Consider the following 20,219-nt stretch of genomic DNA (forward strand, 5'->3'; position numbering starts at 1 on the left):
TATCTACCTCCTCCCTTCAGGCCCTCTGGCGATCCTTACCATGAACTCACTTCTGCCCAGCCGCTCCGTCTCGAATGTAAGCCCGTTTGCTGTGGTTTCCGCCTCCATCCATGGGGGCACGTGGCTGCAGACGACTACCAGCGAGCTGTAGCACCCATGCCTGACGAACTGCTGCAGCACCTGCTTGCTGCTGATGTCAGCGTTCTTCTCCTGGATCTCCTTGATGGAGATGTAGTAATTGCCCGGGGAGATCTCCGCGGGCACGGGAATGGCGAAAGTGGCCTCGGGCGGGGTGGATCTCTCACTCTCTTCGTTCTCCCATACCTGGTCCAGGAACTCCTCCGGTCTGCCTGCGATTTCCCAGACGCTGCAGCCTGCCTTTTCCAGCTCAAAGTACGGGACTCCCGCGGCAGACCGGGCGACGAAGATCTTACAGCCGGCCAGGAACTGCAGCATATCACTCATACCCAGGCGAAGCTCGCGAATTCCCTTAACAGTACCGATGGAAAATTCCTTTTCACGGCCGACGTCCCAGGAGCCGCCGGCTCGCCGGTAGACGGCGACTTTTCCCCGCTCGCCGAGCGATGCGCTGACGCCTTCCGCATTCTGAAATACTGCTATCTCCCTTGCCATTTTCTCTCCGCTTATCTAAAATGCCAGACGATCGACTACTTTGCCGCCTTCGATGTGCGATTCTATGATCTCTGTCACGTCATCGGACGTGACCGACTTATACCAGACGTTATCCGGGTACACGACCACTATCGGCCCTTTCTCGCAGATGCCGAAGCAGCCTGTGTTGTTGACGAACACTTCGCCGCCCAGTTCCCGCATCTCGATCTCTTCCATGAACTTCTGCAAGACTTCTACACCGGCTTTCGAGTGGCAGAAGCCTTTCTGCTGGCCTGTGTGTCTGGAACTTGTACATATGAATATGTGTCTGGATGGTTTCTGCATGTTACTGGTCTCCTTCAATTGAAATAGGATCCAGGAGCTGTTCTCTTTTCAGCTGCCTGTACGAGGCGTATTTCTGCTCTAGCAGCGCGTTCGTGAACCTGTCGAGGAACGCCAGCGTGCCGGCGTAGCCTGCCGAGAGTATCCGTTGTCCACCGATCCGGTCGTGGATGGGGAATCCCATCCTCACCACCGGGATGCCCCGCCGCTCGGTCAGGAACTTCCCGCCGGAGTGGCCGACGGCGATGTTAGCGGCAGTCGATACTGCCGCAGATTCTATGGCCGTGAAGTCGGTCTCTTCCAGAAGCACACATTGTCTGTCTGCTTCTGCCAGCAGCAGCTTTAGCCGGGCGGTTAGCCGGCTGCTGCGGGTGCCGGTGGCGACGACTGCGGGGTAAGCCCCGTTTTCGGCGCATACGCTGGCAAAGGCGTAGACCAGCTCGGGCTCGCCGTAGATGACCGGCCTGCCTTCGGCGTTGTATTTGTGGGTGTCGGCCATGGCGTCGAGCAGCCAGCCCCTCTCTACGACCAGTGTTTCGGGCAGAGGCATGCCGGTGAGCTGACTGAGCGTTTCGACGAACCGGTCGGTGTTTTCGAGGCCGATCGGCAGCGGTAAATTGATCAATGGTACACCGTACTCCTGCTGCAAGTACCGTCCGGGCGACAGCTCCTCCGGGCAGGTCAGCCCGAACTGGATGGTGGCCCTGGCGCCGGCCATCCGGGCGATGTCCGCAGTGCGAGTCCCTCCCGGGGCGATCCTGGTGTACTGCCCCCCGTACGGGCGGTCCAGCGTCATGGAGTAGTCGGGCAGCAGCGTGTACTCGATGCCCGCCAGGTCCAGGATACGCTTGATCTCCCGGATGTCGGCGGGGCTGATGTGCGGTACTATTACGTTAATACCGCCGTGCTTTTCAGCTGGCCTGGCAAAGTACTCGACGATCGCCCTGACGGCCGCCCAGAACCCTTCCGACTGGCTGCCGGCGTAGCTGGGAGTGTTCACCGGTATGATGTCCACGCCTTTCAGGCCTCGCTCGACAACCGACCTCTGGTCGACAATCGACCTTTGGTCGACATACCCTTTGATCATCCGCTGTATGTCCTCCCCGATCGTCTCCGTGAGGCAGGTGGTGACTACTCCGAGGACCGCGGGCTGGTATATCCTCAGAACGTTATCCAGGGCTTTCCGCAGGTTTCCCTCGCCGCCGTGGATCGTCTGCTTCTCGTTCAGCGAGGAAGAGGCGATGTCGATCGGCTCGTTGTAGTGCTCCACGCTGGCCAGCCGCATGTAGGTGCTGCAGCCCTGTGAACCGTGGACCAGCGCCATGGCGCCCTCCACGCCTTTGAAGGCTATCACCCCGCCCAGCGGCATGCACGTCTGGCACTGGTTCTCGTTGACCATTCTCACTTTGTCGGTCACAGGGACACCTCCCGGGGCGTCTTAAGGTGTTTCCAGACCGGGGAGCAGGCCGTCGTATAGACTTCTCTGGCGAAGTTGACGGCCCCCTCGAACCCGGCCAGGCACTCTTTCCGGTCGTGGTTGTGGTCGATGAACCCGACGCCGAGCTTGTAGGCGAGCACTCTCTCTTTGACTCCGCCCGCCATGACGTCGACCTTCATCTCCCGGAGGAACTTCTCGATCTCCGCGGGGTTGGCATCGTCGACGAGGATGGCGCCATTCGAGAGGAGGCTGCTGAGGTTCTCGTACTCCTCTTTCTTTCCTGTCTGCGTCCCGGTGACGACTATCTCCACGCCGAGCTCCTTCAGCTGGCGGATGAGGGCTGCGGCCTTGTAAGCGCCGCCCACGTAGATCGCCGCCCTTTTTCCGGCCAGTTTTTTACGATAACGCTCTATGTCAGGCCTGATTCTCGACAGCTCGCGCTCGACGAGCGCTTCGGTCCGGCGCATGATCTCTTCATCGCCATAAAAGGCGGCGATCTTACGCAGCGAATCAGCGGTGTTCTCCGCTCCGAAGAAGTTCACGTCCATGTACGGGATGCCGTACACCTTCTCCATCTGGCTTGCCACGTAGTGCATGGAACCGGTGCATTGCACCAGGTTCAGGCAGGCGCCCGGGGCCTGTTTAAGAGCGGCGACAGTCGAGTCGCCGGTGAAGGCGACGTTGAGCTCGATGCCCATCTCCCGCAGGTACTTTTTCACCACCCACATCTCCCCGCCCAGGTTGTACTCGCCAAGGAAGTTCAGTTTCTTTGTCGGCTCTATAACATGGCCTTCGGCGGGCTTGATCAGCTTCATCAGGGCTTCGGCAGCAGCCCGGTAACCTACGACCTTGTTACCCGACTTGAAGCCGCTCGACTCCACAGGTATGACGTCTATGCCGTGGCGCAGAGTGGCTTCTTTACACACGGAGATGAGGTCGTCGCCTATGACGCCGACGACGCACGTGGAATATACGAATACTGCCGGAGGATTGTGCTTTGCCACGATCTCATCGATGCAGGCCGCCAGCTTCTGCTCGCCCCCGAAGATGATGTCTCGCTCCTTCATGTCAGTCGAGAAGCTGTTCCTGTACATCTCCGGGCCGCTGGACAGGCTTCCCCTGATGTCCCACGTATACGTGGCACAGCCGATGGGGCCGTGCACGAGGTGGACCGCGTCCGTCACGGGGTTCAGGACTACCCTCGCTCCGCAGTAGACGCAGGCCCGCTGGCTGACTGCTCCGGCGAGGCTGTCGCTGGTGCAGCTGATGTGGCCCTTGCTCTTGCCTTTTGTCTGGATAGAGCCCTGGCGTTCCTCGATCAGCGCTTCGGGGGCCGGCGACACCGTACAGTCCATGTTCACTTTTCATCTCCTCCTTTGCAAAGAGCTGATCATCAGAGGATCAGCTCGTAATCTTCGTCTTTAGCGTCTCTGTCCCTTCTCTCCAGCAGAGCGTTGCTGATCAGCTCGATCAGGCGCAGGCAGCCCCTGTAGCCCACGATGGGCATCAGGTAGTGCACCGCTCTGTCGAAGATCGGGAACCCGACTCTCACCATGGGCACGTCCTCCGCCCTGGCAATGTACTTGCAGTGGGTGTTGCCGATCAGCAGATCGACGGGGTTATCCTTGATCCACTTGTGCAGCTCGAACAGATCACCCTCTGCCTTGACGACGACTTTGTCGTCACTGTCCTTGATGCCCGCCTGTTCCAGCATCGCCCTGATTTCGGTCTCGAACCTCGAGCCGGGGGTGCCAGTCATGACGTATACCGGGATCATGCCCATGGTCAGCAGGAATTCGGTCAGCGGGATCACCATGTCCGGGTCGCCGACGACTGCCACCTTCTTCCCCTGGTAGTGGAAGTGAGTGTCGATCAGGGTATCGACGACCTGGCCCCGTTCGACGGTGAGCGAGTGCGGTACGGCGATGCCGAACTCTTTCTTCAGGGCCATGATGAAATCGTCAGTCGCCTTCAGGCCAATCGGAATGTGCAGCGGCACGCAGGGGACGCCGCATTTTTCCTGCAGCTCCGCACCGGCGGCTTCGGATGACCAGGCGCCCAGTGCCAGTGTCAGCCTCGAGTTACCCGAGTCCCTGATCTGGGCCACAGTGGCGCCGCCTTCGGGGTACATCTCGTACTTCCCGGTCAGGGGCGTGTCGACTACGTCAGACGTATCGGGGAACATGATCATCTCTACCCCGAGGTCTGCTACCAGGCGCTTGATTTCTCGCATGTCGCCGGGGTTGACCCAGCCTGGCAGGATGTTGACTCTATTCTTCTTCGGCTGGCCGTCTGCCTCGGCGAGGTAGGTGACCATCGCCTTTGTCATGTTCGAGAACCCGGTGATGTGGGATCCGGCATAGCTGGGGGTGTTGGCGTGGATGACGATCTTCCCTTCGGGTATTTCTGCCTGCCTGATGATGGTCGGGATGTCGTCGCCGATCGTCTCGCTGAGGCAGGTGGTGTGGACCGCCATGATTTCCGGGTTGTAGATCTTGAACACGTTCCTGATCGAGGTCTTGAGGTTAGCGCCGCCGCCGAAGACCGAAGCCCCTTCAGTGAAGGAGCTCGAGCTCGCCAGGATCGGATCGCGGAAGTGCCTGGTCAGGCCCATCCGGTGGTACGCGCAGCAGCCCTGTGAGCCGTGGCTGTGGGGCAGGCATCCGTGTATGCCGAGCGCGGCGTACATGGCGCCTATGGGCTGGCAGGTTTTGGCCGGATTAATCTTGCCGGCGGTATGTTCGACTTTTCTGGTGGGGATACACTCAAGCATCCTTGATCACTCCTTTATCTCTTCTTGTTCCCACGGGGCCGTCACCAGCTTCCACGCCGGCGTCGACACCGCGTTCGCTACCTCTTTCGCGAAGGTCATCGCACCGTTGAAGCCTGCGTATGGGCCGGTGTAGTCGTACGAGTGCAGCTGTCTCGACGGGACGCCGAGCTTGTGGGCGATGTACTTGTCTCTGACACCCGTAAGTATTAAGTCCGGCTTCAGCTCCCGGACGAGACGTTCGAACTCGTGGTGGTTGATGTCGTCGATGATGACCTCTCCGTCCTTCATGGACGTGTTCATGCCCTCGTAGTAGCTGAGAGGGACCTTTTTCTTCAGCTCCTCGAACTGCTCCTTCGACATGTTCAGGTAGACGTTCGCCTCCTGGTAACGCTCCTTGTCCGGCTCTAAATGCAGTTCCGGGATGTTTTTGGAGTCCGCGTCGCTCTTGATCGTGGGGATGACCTGCCGGCCTTCATAGTCGTCCCGGTGGGCGAACTCGTACCCCGCCACGATCATCTCCATGCCTAAATCGCGGAGCAGGTACTGGTAGTGGTGGCTCCTCGAGCCTCCGACGAACCCGAAGGCAGTCTTGCCCTGGAGCAGCTTGCGGTAGTGCTCCATTACGGGCTTCACTATGGCCATCTCTCTGGCGATGACTTCCTCGGTCTTCTGTACAAGCGCCTCGTCCCCGAAGCACTGGGCTATCTCTCTGAGGGATTTTGCGGTCGCATCCACCCCGATGAAGTTGACCTTCAGCCACGGCATGCCGTACTTAGTCTCCATCATCTCCGCGATGTAGTTTATAGAGCGGTGGCACTGGACCAGGTTCAGGTCCGCTAAATGGAGACCCCTGATATCCACGTAGCTGCTGTCGCCGGTCAGCACGCAGTTCACGGTGTAGCCGATCTCTTGCAGTATGCGCTCCAGCTCCCAGCCGTCGCCTCCGATGTTGTACTCTCCGAGCAGGTTGATGACGTAGCTCCCGGGCTTTCGCTGGGCGCCTTTGCCGATCACGTGCTCCATGAGGTTGTTGTTGGCTATATGGTGGCCGGCAGACTGGCTGACACCCTTGTAGCCTTCGCAGTTGAAGGCCACCACCTGGATGCCGTGCCGCTCCTGTGCGGCCTTTGCCACGGCGCCGATATCGTCGCCTATCAATCCTATCGGGCAGGTGGCGCTGATGGAGATGGCCCTCGGGTGGAACATCTCGACCACTTCGTCGATCATCTTCGCCAGCTTCTTCTCCCCGCCGAACACGATGTCCGGCTCCTGCATGTCAGTGGTGAAGCAGAGGGTGGAGTAGATGTTCTCCCTGGGCGTAGTGTCGTCCGCCTTCGCCTTGTTCCTCCGGGTGCCCCACGAGTAGTACGCGCAGCCTACCGGGCCGTGGACGATGTGGACCATGTCCTTGATCGGCCCGACCACCACGCCTTTACAGCCTGCAAAACAGCAGCCTCGCTGGGAGATGATACCGGGTATGGTTCTGGTGTTGGCCTCGATCTGCTGGCAGGCTTCGCCAGAGTTCTTGATCAGGATATGCTTCTTCCGGTTCTTCCTGACGATATCGGGGTAAGTCGCCAGCAGGTCCTCGAGTTTCTTGTCTGTGATAGCCATTGCGCTTCCCTCACTACCATATGGCTGCTTCGCCTGCCTCGCCGGTGCGGACTCTTACCGCATCGTGCATGGGCATGACGAAGATCTTGCCGTCTCCTACTTTGCAGTCGGTCCTGTTCGCTCTCATGATGGCTTCCACGATCCTGGGCACGTCCTCGTCGTGCGCCAGCACGGTGAACAGCCGCCTGGGGAACAGCCTGGTCCCGTCCAGGAAGTCGGTCACCAGCTTTTCGGTGGCCCCGGCCTCCGTGACGTCGTCGAAGCTCATGGACATGAGCTGGGCCTTCCGCTTCTCGATGAGCGCCGGGTCAGCCACCAGCTTGCCTCTGCCCTCTACCTTCACCGCCATGAAGCCGGCCACGCCCGCCTCGATCAGCGCTTTCTTGGTCGCGCCCGTCCTGTTCATCCGCACGATCGCTATGATCTCTTTCATCGTAGCGTCTCCAGATTACAGGCCTTTCAGGCCGCTCGAGATGGTGTAGGCATCGTCGACCTGGCTCACGAAGATCTTGCCGTCGCCGAAGGCTCCGTTGTCCCCGGTTCTGGCGCTCTTCAGGATTGTGCCGATCACGGCGTCCTTGTCCTTGTCCTCGATGGCGATCATGATGAGGGTCTTGGGGATCTCGTCGTAGACCATGCTACCCATCTTGATGCCCTTCTGTTTGCCTCTGCCTACCACGTCTACCACGGTTGCGGCGTGGAAGCCGGCTTTCGACAGCTCTGCCAGGACGACGCCTTTCTTGTCCGGCCGGACGATTGATCTGATCAGTAACATTGTCCGATACCTCCTCACACCGCGTCCAGGAACCCGTGTTTCATCATCAGCTCCTCCAGCCTGTCCTGGGTCATGGGCTTCGGGACGACGAACATCTGGTTCTCGTCGATCGCCTTCGCGAGCTTCCGGTACTCGTTCGCCTGGTTTGCAGCGGGGTCGAAGTCGATGACCGTCATCTTGTTGATCTCCGCCCGCTGGACGATGTTGTCCCTCGGGACGAAGTGGATCATCTGGGTGCCTATCTCTTCGGCGACCGCCTTGACCAGGGCGTACTCGTTGTCCGCCTTCCTGCTGTTGCAGATGATGCCGCCCAGCCTGACTCCGCCGGTCTCGGCGTACTTCTTTATGCCTTTGGCGATGTTGTTCGCCGCGTAGAGGGCCATCAGCTCGCCCGACGCCACGATGTAGATCTCCCGGGCCTTACCCTCGCGAATGGGCATCGCGAAACCACCGCAGACGACGTCGCCCAGCACATCGTAGAAGACGTAGTCCAGGTCGTCGGTGTAAGCGCCGAGCTGCTCCAGCATGTTGATCGAGGTGATGATGCCACGGCCAGCGCAGCCCACTCCCGGCTCGGGGCCGCCCGACTCCACACACCGGGTTTCGCCGAAGCCCGTCTTGAGGATGGACTCGAGCTCTATGTCGTCGCCCTCGTCCCGCAGGGTGTCCAGCACCGTCTTCTGGTTCAGCCCGTGGAGCAGCAGCCTGGTGGAATCGGCTTTCGGGTCGCAGCCTACGACCATGACCTTCTTGCCCGACTCGGCCAGCGCAGCTACCGTATTCTGCGTCGTGGTAGACTTGCCTATGCCGCCTTTTCCGTAAATTGCCACTTGTCGCATCGTTTAGTTCTCCTGGATTATCTGTTGTAGCTGCAGTTGCAGCTGCCTTTCGCCATCTCAAGCGTAGCCGCAGGTTTCCGGCGCAGCCTCTCTCAACAGGCACACGTCCCGGCGAGTTTGTTCATAGATGGGCCCGATAATACTGGGCCCAACATCGGCGGTATAATTCCCGGCTTAAGCCGGCCTGCCGGTGCCGCATTGACCGTAGAGTTCGTGCTGTCGCATGTAACCTTGGACTTACGGAAACTAACTTCCCTGTACTACTATTTAAATGTTTGTTATGAAATATCAGGTATTATCGGCATAAATTTTTCTTAAACAATCATATTCAATACGATAAAATCGGAGAATGTAGGCAATGTAATCTAAGTATATATGAAATGTTCATATGCTACATGACCGGTGATTTCGGTAAAAATTGTTGCAATAATATTTATAGATACAGTTTATTTTCAAATACAAGAATATTAGACTTATGTTATGTGATTTTACTACACGTAATACTATATGACTCGAAGACAGTTTATTTATATAAAAATGCCTGATTATGCTGGTCACCTAGTTAGCCCTGTCTTCCCATATGAAAATTCTTAAAGGGGTTTCACATTGACTGCACTAACCGGGTGAAACTCGCCGCATCGCCGGGAATCTGCTTCGTTGCCGCTCTTCTCGGGTCGATACCCATCAGCCTGGCCGATGAGGTCGCCTGGGAGGACACGCTTGATAAGTCGTTTTTCGCCTCTTCCATTTCCAGATCGCAAGCTTGAAGTACCTCCTGCCACATAATGACTCTATGACCAAATTAGTCATTTGGTCATAGTGATATAATGGATGAAATACCGTCGATAGGGCTCACCGAGAGCCAGATGAGGGCACTGGACAGTTCCTGGAGGGGCTGGTTCCTGAAAAACCAGGAAATAAGAATCATGCGCAAGATGCTGCGGAATGCCGGCATCAGCCTGGAAGGCAAAGTGATCATGGATGCCGGATGCGGGTCCGGCCTCGGCACGAAATACCTGCTGGAAGCACTCGCCCCTTCGAAAATGATCGCTTTTGACTACATGCCCGAGCAGATCGCGCTGGCGAAAACCAAAGGCCTGCCAGTGGACTTCTACGTGGGCGATATGCGCCGGCTCGATCTACCGGATAATTGCCTTGATGCCTGCTTTGCAATCACTGTCCTACATCACATCCCGGACTGGCCGAAAGCGGTGAAAGAGGCTGCGCGTTTGCTCCGCAAGGGTGGGATCTTCGTGGTCGAGGAGCCTCAGGAAGATACCTTCGGGTGGGCGAAGTTTGAGGCTGCGGTGAAGGCTAATGGATTTGAGATACTGGATATGCGGTATAGTGTGCCCTTCGTGATGCGCAGCTACCTCTGCCGGAAGCTATAATCCAAATGTCGATTATTAGCGTGTGACAGAAAAAATGTGTATCATGCCTGAATCGCAGAATGATTCGATCGCGATTGCGAATATTTCCGTATACGGACTATGAACGATAAGCGGTAACCTAGCATCTGGTTGAAATACCGCCAAGCACTCGCCTCATGATAAATGGGGTATTCAGGTAGAGGCTATGAAAAATTAGAAGTTGGCCCTGCATATGTCGAAAATACCGCCAAGAACGCCAAGAGGCCAAGAGCGCCAAGTTATACATTTTCATGTAACGCCAGGGAGCCAGGCACGCCAAGAAAGATATAGGTACCCTTGGCGTGCCTGGCTCCTTGGCGTGCTTGGCGGCTTGCAAACGCCAGATCAGAACAACTGCAGATCGCTTTTCCATTGAATATCGATGGTGCATATACTCGAAAAAAGGTGTAAAGATGGCCAGAAAATTTTCGGATGAAGATCGTGCGGAAGTCCGCCGGAAGATCATGCATGAGGGCAGGACGCTCTTCGCCCGGTACGGGGTGAAGAAGACCACCATCGATGACATAGCCCGGGCGGCGGAGATCGGCAAGGGGACCGTCTATCTTTTCTTTCCTTCGAAAGAGGAACTGGTCTTCGAGCTGATCCGGGAGGAATACCAGGCCTACGGTGTTTTGGTCGACAGGCTGGCGCAGCTGCCCGAGGTGACACCGGCAGATGTCCGGGAGGCGCTGCGCGAGCTGTTCATGATGCTCGGCCGGAGCCCGCTGCTGCAGACTTTGTACGACTCCGGGGAGAGCGACGAAATCAGCCGCATCCTCTCGAAGGAGAAGCAGAGTGAGCACAAGCAGGATGAGGAGTGCTTTTTCAACGAGCTGTTCGAAGTTTTGAGGATTAAGGGATACTCTCCCAAACATGGGCCGGAAGTAATCCGCGGGCTGTTCAACGTGGTCTGGCTGGCGGTCATGAACAAGGAGCGGATATACGCTGATACTCCGGTTGTTGAAGAGCTGCTATTAGACATGCTGTGCAGGGAGATAACTGGCCGGTGAGACTGGCTTCTCGGCGCAGGCCGCCTATGCCAGCAGCTTCACCGCCGACCGCTCAGACGGCAACTCTGACATAGGCAGCCACGGCTCAGGCTACACCCGGTTTCGCTATGGGTATCACTGCAATAGCGCTGATCGGACTGGGTACGGTGCTCGCGGTTGCCGGCAGAGCAGGTAAAAAATAAAAACGGGTTTTCCTTTCTTTTTCCTTCAGCCGTTCTCTTCAATAGCCATAGCCCTGCGCCGTCATGTATGGCACGCACTGCTGCCTGAACCGGTCGTAGAAGTAGCCGGAGGGGCACGGCCCGCCGGGGGGATAGGGCTGCTGGGCAGGCACGCACTGCCGGGAGTACGAGTCGTAATAATAGCCCGGTGGACAACTGCTTTGCGGAAGCAGGCCGGGCTGCTGAGTGTACGGGTACTGCTGCTGTCCGTATATGCCGGAGCCAAACTGCGAGAACTGGCTTTGGTAGAGCTGCGCTTCAGTCGAGGTCGCCAGCGCGGGAACGACCAGCATCGAAACTAGTATCAGTGCAATAAGCGCTTTTCTGGTCAGGCTTGCTTGTTCCATTTCAACACCACCATCTTTGACGTGGTAGTCTGTAACCGGGGAATAAAAGTGTTGAGACGCAGATGAGCGCAGAAATGCCGGGGCTGTCTGGCAGAGACTGGCTCTTGCCGTCTTTTCAAGCAGCAATTATAATGTTACAGCCTCTAAATATTCGGTTGGAGCCTGACTGAAATGCCTGATACCATCGACTGGGAAGCTGCTATTAATACCCGCAGGTCTGTCCGGAGCTACGAGCCGCGTCCGGTGGAAGCGAAGACGATGTCCGACCTCCGGGAATTTGCTCAGTCAGGCATGCAGATCCCCTTCGAGCACAGTGTCAAAGTACGCTTTTTCAAAGCTCCGCCGGGCAGCCGGCTCTACGCCCTGAAAATGGCGCCTCCCGACAACGTGGCGTTTATGGCGAAGACTGATGTAAAGTCAATATCTGCGGCCGGTTTCGTCGGGGAAATGGTGATCCTCTACGCTACTGCTCTCGGGCTGGCCACCTGCTGGTACGGCCACTACTCGATGGCTGAGCTGGAGCGGCTGCTGCCCCACCTCGGAGAAGCCGCGGCGCAGCCTCAGCCTAAATGGGGCTACGGCAGTGGCGTGGTGCCTGGCGAGCGAGCCATCTGCATTTCGCCGGTAGGGTACTGGGAGAAGGGGGGCATCAGGCTGGCGGACCGGTTGACCGGGGCATTCATCAGCTACAAGCGCAAGCCTGTCGGAGAACTGCTGGAGGGAGGCGTTAAAGAAGAAGACCTGCCCCGGGAAATTGCTTACGCGATCGACCTCGCCCGGAAAGCCCCTTCGGCCGCCAACAGCCAGCACTGGCGCTTTACTGTTTCGCCGGACTTCAAGACCGTGACCATCGCCATGCCTGCAGGCTACAGGCACCTCAAGTGGGAGCACCCCGACGTAGACATCGGCATATGTGCCTGCCACTTCTGGCTGGGGCTGGGGCTGCAGAACGTGGGCTGCAGGGTCTCGCCCGGCGAAGAAGAGGGCCGGGCAGTGTGGCGGTTCGAGCTATAGGGGCGTCATACTCCCGGCCTGAAGGCTCTTTTTTAGTTGTCCTCGCCTGGCCTGCCCTTATACTCTGGCCGTGTAGTACAGCCAGAACAGCATCAGCGCCAGCGGGACGGTCTCGATCATATAGGCGCCGGTCCCGGAGCTCATGTGCTGGATTACTACCAGCATGATCAGGGGGAACAGCCACGCGAGGGTGATGAGCGTGGCGATGAAGCTTGCCTTCTGCCGGCCGATATCGGCCTTGTCGAGCATGGGTAGCAGGTAGCCTGGCCCGGCGATCATCAGCGCGATGGAGAAGTGGATGCCGAGGCCGAGCAGGGCGGCTACCTGTAGCCAGTCCGGGCTGGCCGGATTGAAGCCGTGTACGCTGCCTCCGGCGATCGAATATGCGGTCGGGGCAAGCAGTTCTGCGACCAGTGGGACCAGGATAGCGACGGGGTACCAGTGGAGGTTCTTTTTCCAGTTTCCGAGGACCGCAAACATCGGCCTGAGCTCTGCCAGCGCCAGCCCTTTGCCGGGCTCCCGGAGGAAGACAGCGGCAAGCCACATGCCCGTCATCGCGCCGGCATATAGCAGGAAACCCGGGACATTGCCGGTAACGTCGAACTGGAAGGGTATCACGCCTTTCGCCGATGCAAGCAGCAGCATCCAGCAGGACCACGAGATGATGATGCTCAGAAAAAAGAATGTCTGCACTTTTTCGAACACGCTTTCGGTGATTTTTTGCGGGGAAAGTTTTTCGATCTTTTCCAGCAGAACTGGCTCTTCATACATAGTAGCTTATACTCCGGTATGTCATACCTGATGGTCTCCCCTCAATGCTGCATTTACTATTTAAGGATTACCTTGCCGCGATAAGTGCCTGGCTGCCATGCCGTCGTCTTTATATCCCACGGTGTCCAAACGGTTGCACAGCCGGTCTTCCGCAGACCGCAACCTGAGGTATTGCCAGTGAACGCCGTTAAAATACTCCTCGCCGCCACCATAATCGCCGCCATGACACTATGCTCTGGCTGCATCTTCTGCTGCGGCCTCGACAGCCAGCTGAGCAAGTACAAAAAGTCCGTCACCGAGATCACGCTCCCCGACAGCCCGTCGATCGGCGGCAAGCAGTACCACCTCGGGGAAACCGACACGCAGCTCAGCCGCGCCGAAGTCAAGGCCGGCATCATCGATGTCCTCGGCGAGCTCGCGTATCCCCGCTCAGACATCGAAACTGCCACAGATCAGGCCATAGACACGGCGGGCATCTACGAGTACAAATACTTCAACTACACCGGGAGCTCAAAGGCAGAGACCTTCGGCGTCTACGTGGCGAAGGCAGGCAGCCCCTTCACAGTCATGACGGGCTTCGAGTCCCTGCGGCAGCTGCTGGACTCGTCGCTCTGGTTCATCAACAACCCCTCATATAACTGGGGCGGGGTCAACAACATCACCTATGCCGGCAGCTCCACAGTCGGCGACGGCAGCGAGAAGTACCGGGCCGACGTCTTCGGCCAGGGCAGCTATACCGTCGTGGCCAGGTATAGCAACCTGTACGTGCTCGCCTATTCCTTCGAGTCCTTCGAGGTCGCCGAGGAGGCGGCCCGGATGGCCATAAAAGAGATCGACACAGTAACAGCCGGGCCTTAGAGCCCGCTGCTAATTCTTGTAAGCCTTTTTATATCCAGCCTTCCATACGTTTACTCTTAGGAGGCTTTACTATTATACCGGTTGATGAGGAACTGCTCGTGCAGATCATCGAGAAATCCAGCCCCTGCGTGGTGAACATCAATACTGTGATGCTGATGCAGGACGCCTATATGAACGTCACCCCCCAGCAGGGCATGGGCTCGGGTATAGTGATCGATCCGAAGGGCTACATCCTGACTAATAACCACATAGTAGAGAACACCCACAGTATGGTGGTGAGCACCTTCGACGGCACGAGATTCGAGGGCAAGCTGGTCGGCACCGACCCGATGTCGGACGTGGCGGTTGTCAAGGTGGACCCGGGCAAGAAGAAGCTCAAGGCGGCGAAGCTGGGCGACTCGGACAAGATCCGTGTCGGCCAGATCTCCATCGCCATCGGCAACCCGTTCGGCTTCATGCTCCGGGGGCCGACCGTGACGGTGGGAGTGATCAGCGCGCTCAACCGCACCATCCAGGCCGACAGGGGCGTCTTCGAGAATCTCATACAGACCGACGCCCACATCAACCCGGGCAACAGCGGCGGGCCGCTATTTAATAAGGCGGGGGAAGTCATCGGCATGAACTCCGCGAACATTCCGTTCGCCCAGGGCATCGGCTTCTCCATCCCCATCAATACGGCGATGCACATCGCCAGAGAATTGATCGAGCACGGCAAGGTCGTCCGACCCTGGCTGGGCATCCTGGGTTTGGGGATTACGAAAGAGCTGGCCGACTATTATAACCTGAGCGCCAGCGAAGGTATCCTCGTCACCCGGGCGTTCGCCAACAGCCCGGCAGGGCAGCAGCGCATCACTGCCAACGACATCATCCTGAGCGTCGACGGCCAGAAGGTGACTGACATGTCCCAGCTGGCCTCCTACGTGAGGAAAAAGAAGATCGGCGACGTGATCACCCTGATCATCAGGCGTGGCAACCTTGAAGGCCCCGTCAGCGTGAGACTGGCCGAGACGCCCACAATGTAAGCCGGAGCGCCATAGTGGCGAGCGATAAACTAGCAAGTATTTCTACGATTCCTGCATATAACTAAGCTATATTAACCGAGGCGCTTACTATGAAGAAGACAATCGAGAACCTGACCAAAGCCTTCATAGGCGAAAGCCAGGCCAGAAACAGATACACGTTCTACGCGAGCACTGCCAAAAAGGAGGGCTACGAGCAGATCGCCGAGATCTTTACCATCACCGCCGATAACGAGCACGAGCACGCAGAGTGGTTTTTCAAGATGCTCAAGCAGGTCCTGACCCAGACCGGGGAAAAGCTGGACCCCGTGATCGTCGAGGCAGATATGCCGACCACGTGGGGCAGGACGGCCGACAACCTGAAGGCGGCCATCGCAGGCGAGCGGATGGAGCACTCCTCGCTGTACCCCGAGTTCGCCAGAGTGGCGGAGATGGAAGGCTACCCGGACATCGCCCGGCGCATCAGGTCTATCTCCCAGTCGGAGAAGCACCACGAGGACAGGTACGCGAAGCTCTTGAAGGAGATCGAAGCCGGGACGCTGTTCAAGAAGCCGGAGCCCGTCTACTGGGTATGCAGAAAGTGCGGTTACCTGCACCACGGCATGGCTCCCCCGGAGAAGTGCCCGTCCTGCGACCACGACAAGTCCTACTACCAGAGACAGTGCGAGACTTACTGAGGCGACACAATGACAGAACTTAACCAGGTTTACAAATGCGCGGTCTGCGGCAACATCGTTGAGGTCATCCACGCAGGCGGCGGCGCGCTGGTCTGCTGCGGCCAGCCCATGGTACTGCAGAACGAAAACACAGTAGATGCCAGCAAAGAGAAGCACGTGCCCGTGATCGAGAAGACGGCTGCCGGCTTCAAGGTGACCGTAGGCTCCGTAGCCCACCCGATGGAGGAGAAGCACTACATTGAGATGATAGAAGTCATCGCCGACGGCAAGACCTATAAAAAGTTTTTGAAGCCCGGGGACAAGCCGGAGGCTGAGTTCTGCATCCCTGCAGAGAAGGTTACTGCCCGGGAGTACTGCAACCTCCACGGACTGTGGAAGGCCTGAAAGGGCGCTTTTGCGCCAGAGTGGCCCGGGGACGCGAGTCCCGGGGCTTTTACTCGTTTTCTATTAGTATTAAAGATAAATTAAAGATAATTGTGTTCTCCCCGGTTTAGGCTTGACTTCATACTCTTTGTTTCAGCCCGTTTTATGAAGCTTATGCCGCAGTCCGCTTCCCGTTATTTCGGCATACTTTGCCACAATGATCTTTTACTCTCTTGCGGCCGAAGGCCGCCAAAAAGTTTAAATATTCAACCACTGTAATGAGGCACTTCAATGAACTGTAGATATTCTCCCACGGGTCAGGCATGGGGGCTGCTCGTCAGCCTCGACTTATTCGGGTGCAACGATAAGATCAAAGACGGTAAGGCACTTAACGACTACGTAGTAGAGCTTTGCGACGATGTCATCCACATGAAGCGCTACGGTCCCTGCTACACAGAGCTCTTCGGCGAGAAGGGAACTCCCCTGGCAGGCTACTCGATGTTCCAGTTCATCGAGACCAGCTGCATCAGCGGCCACTTCTCCGAGTCGGACAACTCTGCATACATCGACGTGTTCTCCTGCGCAGACTTCGAGCCTGAGGCAGTCAAGAAGTTCACCATGGAATACTTCGGGGCAAAGGGCTGCAACATGACTGTCACGCCCAGGATGTACGACGAAAGCGTACGCCCTGCCGAAATCAAGCCTGTAATGAAGAAGGTTAAGGCTGAATAAATACTAAGGCCTGACCTATATCACCTTTTTTCTTCTCTTCCCGCATAGCTGTAAGCATAGCTATCGCTTTTTACCCAGAGGCAGAGGGACCCCGCCATTTCCCGCCTTAACCGGTAGCAAGAATTTAAACGTACCGCTGCGACATGGATAATGGAGCTATCGACTGATGGTGAGGCTTTTATCCAGTTCTGACATCGAGGCGGCGGTTGCGATGGATGACGTCATACCTGCCGTAGAGAGAATTTTCGGGGAGTATTCAGAGGGCAAAGTGATCATGCCCCCGAAGATGTACCTCGACATCCCGGGCAGCGGCGACTTCAGGGCTATGCCTGCCTACGTGCCTTCGTTAAACACGGCAGGCCTCAAGTGGGTGAACGTCCACCCCGGCAACCGGGAGCACCGGCTCCCCACAGTCATGGCCACCGTCCTGATCAACGACCCGCAGACCGGCCGGATAATCTCAATTATGGACGGCACGTACCTCACCGACTTGCGCACCGGAGCCGCCGGCGGCATTGCCGCAAAACACCTGGCCAGAGACGTTTCCACAGTCGGGCTGATCGGCAGCGGCCGCCAGGCGTGGGCCCAGATACTCGCCTATCGTAGCATATTCAAGGACCGGATCAGACATGTAAAAATTTACAGCCGGCGCATCGAGCACTCGGAGGCACTGGCCGCCCGCATTCAAAAATACATGGGATACGATGCCACAGCCTGCCAGACGCCGGAGGAGGCGGTCGATGCCAGACTGGTAGCCACCACCACGCCGGCCAGATCCCCGATAATCAGGGATGAGTGGATCATGCCGGGCACTCACATCAACGCCATCGGCGCCGATGCCCCGGGCAAGCAGGAACTACATACTGAACTCACCCTCAAAGCAAGAGTCTTCGTCGACTCAGTAGAGCAAGCGTCCCACTCAGGGGAGATCAACGTGCCCTGGAGCCAGGGCCTGATAAACGAGGAAAAGCTGGCCGGCACCATCGGCGAGGTCATCACCGGCCGCAAGCCCGGCCGCACGGTCGACGAGATCACTGTGTTCGACTCCACTGGCCTGAGCATCCAGGACATGGCCGTAGCCCACATGGTCTACGAACGCGCTCTGAAAGCAGGCAGAGGCCTGGAATTTGAGTTCTGACACCGGCAGGCACCGCAATGTATTTCGTTTTCCAGCAGAAACTCCGGTAGCACTTTTGATGGCTTATGATGATCGACACCCACGTCCACACCTGCCTGAGCGACGGCCTGGAAACCCCTGAAACCGTGGTCAGCCTTGCCGCCGAATCCGGGATCAGACTGCTCAGCATCACCGACCACGACCGGGTGAAGGCTTATCCCTCCGTTATAAGCCTGGGCGAAGCCCGCGGCGTGAAGGTGATTCCGGGGGTGGAGATGACTACCATGGACGAGCCAGGGTTCACCTGCATGCACATCGTAGGCCTGGGCATCGACATCTGCCCCGAAGCTGTTTCTGTCCTGGACAGGGTAGTCAAAGCGCAGGACGCCGCAAACATGGGCTTCCTGGATAACGTGAACGACTTTCTGGCCCGCAGGTATCCCGGCTGGGAGCCGGTTACCAGCATATACCCAAGCGTCTTCATGAACGCCCTGCAGAACGCTAAATCCATGGGCCTGCAGGTGTCAGAAAAGGAGATGCTGGACGTCATCCTGAACAAGGATCTATGGACTCCGGTAGAACTGGAGCTGACGGTAGACGAAGCAGTCGGGTACATCAAAAAATGGGGCGGGGTGCCAGTGCTGGCTCATCCCTTCGACTTCAGCAACGACGCCGGCCTCGTGCTCAAGCGGTTTCTGGCCGCAGGCGGGGAAGCCGTGGAAGTCTGCAAATACCGCTACAAAGTCCGTTCCGATGCGCTCTCAGGGCTCAGCCACGACGAGTTGATGAAGCGAGAGCGGGACATGAACCTCTGGACCATCAGCCAGGCCCGCAAGCACGGCCTCAAGCTCACCATGGCCTCCGACCACCACGACGAAAGCCGCACGATGGGCATGGACCCGGCAGAGTACGGGATCGACGTGCAGTGGCTGTACCAGCTCTAAGATAATTTACTTTGAGCATGGCGGCACGGCTCCTGTACCAACAACTGGAAATTAATATTTTTTACCACGGCGGCACGGCGACACAGAGACAATGCGGGAAGCCGTGGCAGGATGGTTATTCATACCACGGCGGCACGGCGGCACGGAGACAACCCGCACAAGAATAGCAAGGCATTCTTTTTTAGATCCACGGTGGCACGGCGGGCTGGTGTCACAGCGACAAATAGGTTTCGCTTCATGCAGGTTATTGATAAAAAATCCGGCTGAACTGATTGGTCAGTAAGCTTATGGTTAATACTCTGTCGCCGTGCCGCTGTGGTTTCAGTTACCACCCGAGTACTATAAGATCGCGTTGCTGCCGTGTCGCTGCTGTGTTGAATAATTCTGCTTGATCGTGGTATATGCCTTTTGAACACCTGCTTTAGCAAGTGTTCTGGAAGGCGATCCGCTGGACGAACGCTGCGCTGTGCCGGGACACAGATTATACAGATTATACAGATTGTACAGATACTTTAAAATCGGATAGCGTTGAATCATTTTCCGGTATTCATCTGTGCAATCTGTACAATCTGTCAAATCTGTGTCCGAGCACAGCGCAGCGTTCGTAGTCCTTCACGGGCTCAGGTGCAAGGGCAATGGTTCGGACACCGATACAAAACTCGAGGAAAATCTAATTATTCAACACAGCACCGTGTCGCCGTGGTGAATAATTGGAGAGTTACGCAGATATTTCTCTTCTCACCCGTGAGGGCCGCGGGTGGTAGTTTTCATCCTGCGCAGCCAACGATCATTGGTGGTATTATGGCTGACAAGCCTTTCACGCTGGTTATTTTCACATCCATGTCGGGACACACGGAGGCGCTGGCCCGGGCGATAGCGGAGGGCGCCGGGTCGCTGAGGAATACGACCGCTGAGGTGAAGCGGGCGAGGGACGTCACTCCGGACGACATCGGGCGGGCCTCGGCGCTGGCCTTCGGGTCGCCGACGTACTTCAGCTACATGAGCGGGGAGCTGAAGATGCTGTTCGACGAGTTCCTGCCGTATAAAGAAAGGTTCCAGGGCAAGCCAGTGATCGCCTTCGCTACGGGCGAAGGCGGGCAGTCGAAGTGTATCGAGAGCATCGAGGGCATACTGGAGTCGTTCGGGGTCGACATGGTGCACAGGTCGGACATTCTGACTGCAGGGCTTGCGGTGCAAGGCATGCTGGACCAGAAAGCGAAGAACGAGGCTGTGAATGCAGGTAAAAAGCTGGCTGATGCCGGGGTTTGCTTCGCATGCCGGAAGGCGACCGAGGAGCAGGGTGTCACGATCGGAGGGGAGAAGCCGACTATGTGACCTTGGTGG

The 20,219-nt window shown here is 57.4% G+C and carries 23 protein-coding genes; 12 read left to right on the forward strand and 11 right to left on the reverse strand.

All coding sequences use genetic code 11. The features are described from left to right. Positions 1–3: 3 nt before the first annotated feature. From RCI_RS06970 to nifH, 9 genes are read right to left on the reverse strand one after another with little or no spacing between them, the layout of a single operon-like run. Complete coding sequence (locus RCI_RS06970; RefSeq protein ID WP_012035705.1) at positions 4–633, reverse strand: Fe-only nitrogenase accessory AnfO family protein; 630 nt, start codon at positions 631–633, stop codon at positions 4–6. Between the two features lie 15 nt (positions 634–648). Then, the gene (locus RCI_RS06975; protein ID WP_012035706.1) at positions 649–957 is read right to left on the reverse strand and encodes a 2Fe-2S ferredoxin; all 309 of its coding nucleotides are present in this window, start codon (positions 955–957) and stop codon (positions 649–651) included. A gap of 1 nt (position 958) precedes the next feature. Further along, positions 959–2,371: a nitrogenase component 1 gene (locus RCI_RS06980; RefSeq protein ID WP_012035707.1), complete on the reverse strand. Its 1,413-nt coding sequence runs from the start codon at positions 2,369–2,371 to the stop codon at positions 959–961. Further along, positions 2,368–3,747, reverse strand: a complete 1,380-nt coding sequence (gene nifE / locus RCI_RS06985; RefSeq protein WP_048198213.1) for a nitrogenase iron-molybdenum cofactor biosynthesis protein NifE — start codon at positions 3,745–3,747, stop codon at positions 2,368–2,370. Before nifE ends, RCI_RS06980 begins: the two co-directional genes overlap by 4 nt. A 38-nt stretch (positions 3,748–3,785) precedes the next feature. Next, positions 3,786–5,165 (reverse strand): nitrogenase component 1, encoded by a 1,380-nt coding sequence (locus RCI_RS06990; RefSeq protein ID WP_012035709.1) that lies wholly within the window; start codon positions 5,163–5,165, stop codon positions 3,786–3,788. Positions 5,166–5,171: 6 nt separating this feature from the next. After that, a complete protein-coding gene (nifD, locus tag RCI_RS06995; RefSeq protein WP_012035710.1) occupies positions 5,172–6,779 on the reverse strand; it encodes a nitrogenase molybdenum-iron protein alpha chain in 1,608 nt (535 codons plus the stop codon). A gap of 13 nt (positions 6,780–6,792) precedes the next feature. After that, positions 6,793–7,212: a P-II family nitrogen regulator gene (locus tag RCI_RS07000; RefSeq protein WP_012035711.1), complete on the reverse strand. Its 420-nt coding sequence runs from the start codon at positions 7,210–7,212 to the stop codon at positions 6,793–6,795. A gap of 15 nt (positions 7,213–7,227) precedes the next feature. Then, positions 7,228–7,554 carry a P-II family nitrogen regulator gene (locus RCI_RS07005; RefSeq protein ID WP_012035712.1) on the reverse strand — a complete coding sequence of 109 codons (327 nt, stop codon included), beginning with the start codon at positions 7,552–7,554 and terminating at the stop codon, positions 7,228–7,230. A 14-nt stretch (positions 7,555–7,568) separates the two neighbouring features. Next, positions 7,569–8,393, reverse strand: a complete 825-nt coding sequence (gene nifH / locus RCI_RS07010; RefSeq protein WP_012035713.1) for a nitrogenase iron protein — start codon at positions 8,391–8,393, stop codon at positions 7,569–7,571. A gap of 623 nt (positions 8,394–9,016) precedes the next feature. Here nifH and RCI_RS16960 point away from each other — a divergent pair. The 3 genes from RCI_RS16960 to RCI_RS15735 all read left to right on the forward strand — a co-directional run bounded on the left by RCI_RS16960 (position 9,017) and on the right by RCI_RS15735 (position 10,812). Then, positions 9,017–9,160, forward strand: a complete 144-nt coding sequence (locus RCI_RS16960; RefSeq protein WP_158308883.1) for a hypothetical protein — start codon at positions 9,017–9,019, stop codon at positions 9,158–9,160. 60 nt (positions 9,161–9,220) lie between these two features. After that, positions 9,221–9,784, forward strand: a complete 564-nt coding sequence (locus RCI_RS07015; RefSeq protein WP_081477293.1) for a class I SAM-dependent methyltransferase — start codon at positions 9,221–9,223, stop codon at positions 9,782–9,784. A gap of 431 nt (positions 9,785–10,215) precedes the next feature. Further along, the gene (locus RCI_RS15735; protein ID WP_012035716.1) at positions 10,216–10,812 is read left to right on the forward strand and encodes a TetR/AcrR family transcriptional regulator; all 597 of its coding nucleotides are present in this window, start codon (positions 10,216–10,218) and stop codon (positions 10,810–10,812) included. A gap of 220 nt (positions 10,813–11,032) precedes the next feature. Here RCI_RS15735 and RCI_RS07025 read toward each other — a convergent pair whose 3' ends face one another. Continuing rightward, positions 11,033–11,380, reverse strand: a complete 348-nt coding sequence (locus tag RCI_RS07025; RefSeq protein ID WP_048198215.1) for a hypothetical protein — start codon at positions 11,378–11,380, stop codon at positions 11,033–11,035. A gap of 171 nt (positions 11,381–11,551) precedes the next feature. Between RCI_RS07025 and RCI_RS07030 the strand changes: the two genes are divergently transcribed. Continuing rightward, positions 11,552–12,394 carry a nitroreductase family protein gene (locus tag RCI_RS07030; RefSeq protein WP_012035718.1) on the forward strand — a complete coding sequence of 281 codons (843 nt, stop codon included), beginning with the start codon at positions 11,552–11,554 and terminating at the stop codon, positions 12,392–12,394. A gap of 57 nt (positions 12,395–12,451) precedes the next feature. Here RCI_RS07030 and RCI_RS07035 read toward each other — a convergent pair whose 3' ends face one another. After that, positions 12,452–13,165 (reverse strand): hypothetical protein, encoded by a 714-nt coding sequence (locus tag RCI_RS07035; RefSeq protein WP_012035719.1) that lies wholly within the window; start codon positions 13,163–13,165, stop codon positions 12,452–12,454. Between the two features lie 177 nt (positions 13,166–13,342). On the opposite strand from RCI_RS07035, the gene RCI_RS07040 reads away from it, so the two are divergent. The 8 genes from RCI_RS07040 to RCI_RS07075 all read left to right on the forward strand — a co-directional run bounded on the left by RCI_RS07040 (position 13,343) and on the right by RCI_RS07075 (position 20,210). Then, complete coding sequence (locus tag RCI_RS07040; RefSeq protein WP_048198216.1) at positions 13,343–14,023, forward strand: hypothetical protein; 681 nt, start codon at positions 13,343–13,345, stop codon at positions 14,021–14,023. Between the two features lie 98 nt (positions 14,024–14,121). Further along, the gene (locus RCI_RS07045) at positions 14,122–15,045 is read left to right on the forward strand and encodes a S1C family serine protease (RefSeq protein WP_012035721.1); all 924 of its coding nucleotides are present in this window, start codon (positions 14,122–14,124) and stop codon (positions 15,043–15,045) included. An 89-nt stretch (positions 15,046–15,134) separates the two neighbouring features. Continuing rightward, positions 15,135–15,719, forward strand: a complete 585-nt coding sequence (rbr, locus tag RCI_RS07050) for a rubrerythrin (protein ID WP_012035722.1) — start codon at positions 15,135–15,137, stop codon at positions 15,717–15,719. 9 nt (positions 15,720–15,728) lie between these two features. Then, on the forward strand, positions 15,729–16,103 hold the full coding sequence (locus RCI_RS07055) for a desulfoferrodoxin (protein ID WP_012035723.1): 375 nt from the start codon (positions 15,729–15,731) through the stop codon (positions 16,101–16,103). 270 nt (positions 16,104–16,373) lie between these two features. Further along, positions 16,374–16,814, forward strand: a complete 441-nt coding sequence (speD, locus tag RCI_RS07060; RefSeq protein WP_081477294.1) for an S-adenosylmethionine decarboxylase — start codon at positions 16,374–16,376, stop codon at positions 16,812–16,814. Positions 16,815–16,980: 166 nt separating this feature from the next. Continuing rightward, positions 16,981–17,952, forward strand: coding sequence for an ornithine cyclodeaminase family protein (locus RCI_RS07065; RefSeq protein ID WP_012035724.1), 972 nt, complete (start codon positions 16,981–16,983; stop codon positions 17,950–17,952). A gap of 65 nt (positions 17,953–18,017) precedes the next feature. Beyond that, a complete protein-coding gene (locus tag RCI_RS07070) occupies positions 18,018–18,875 on the forward strand; it encodes a PHP domain-containing protein (RefSeq protein ID WP_012035725.1) in 858 nt (285 codons plus the stop codon). Between the two features lie 801 nt (positions 18,876–19,676). After that, the gene (locus tag RCI_RS07075) at positions 19,677–20,210 is read left to right on the forward strand and encodes a flavodoxin family protein (protein WP_012035727.1); all 534 of its coding nucleotides are present in this window, start codon (positions 19,677–19,679) and stop codon (positions 20,208–20,210) included. Positions 20,211–20,219: the final 9 nt, after the last annotated feature.

The sequence above is a fragment of the Methanocella arvoryzae MRE50 genome (assembly GCF_000063445.1).
Lineage (GTDB): Archaea > Halobacteriota > Methanocellia > Methanocellales > Methanocellaceae > Methanocella_A > Methanocella_A arvoryzae.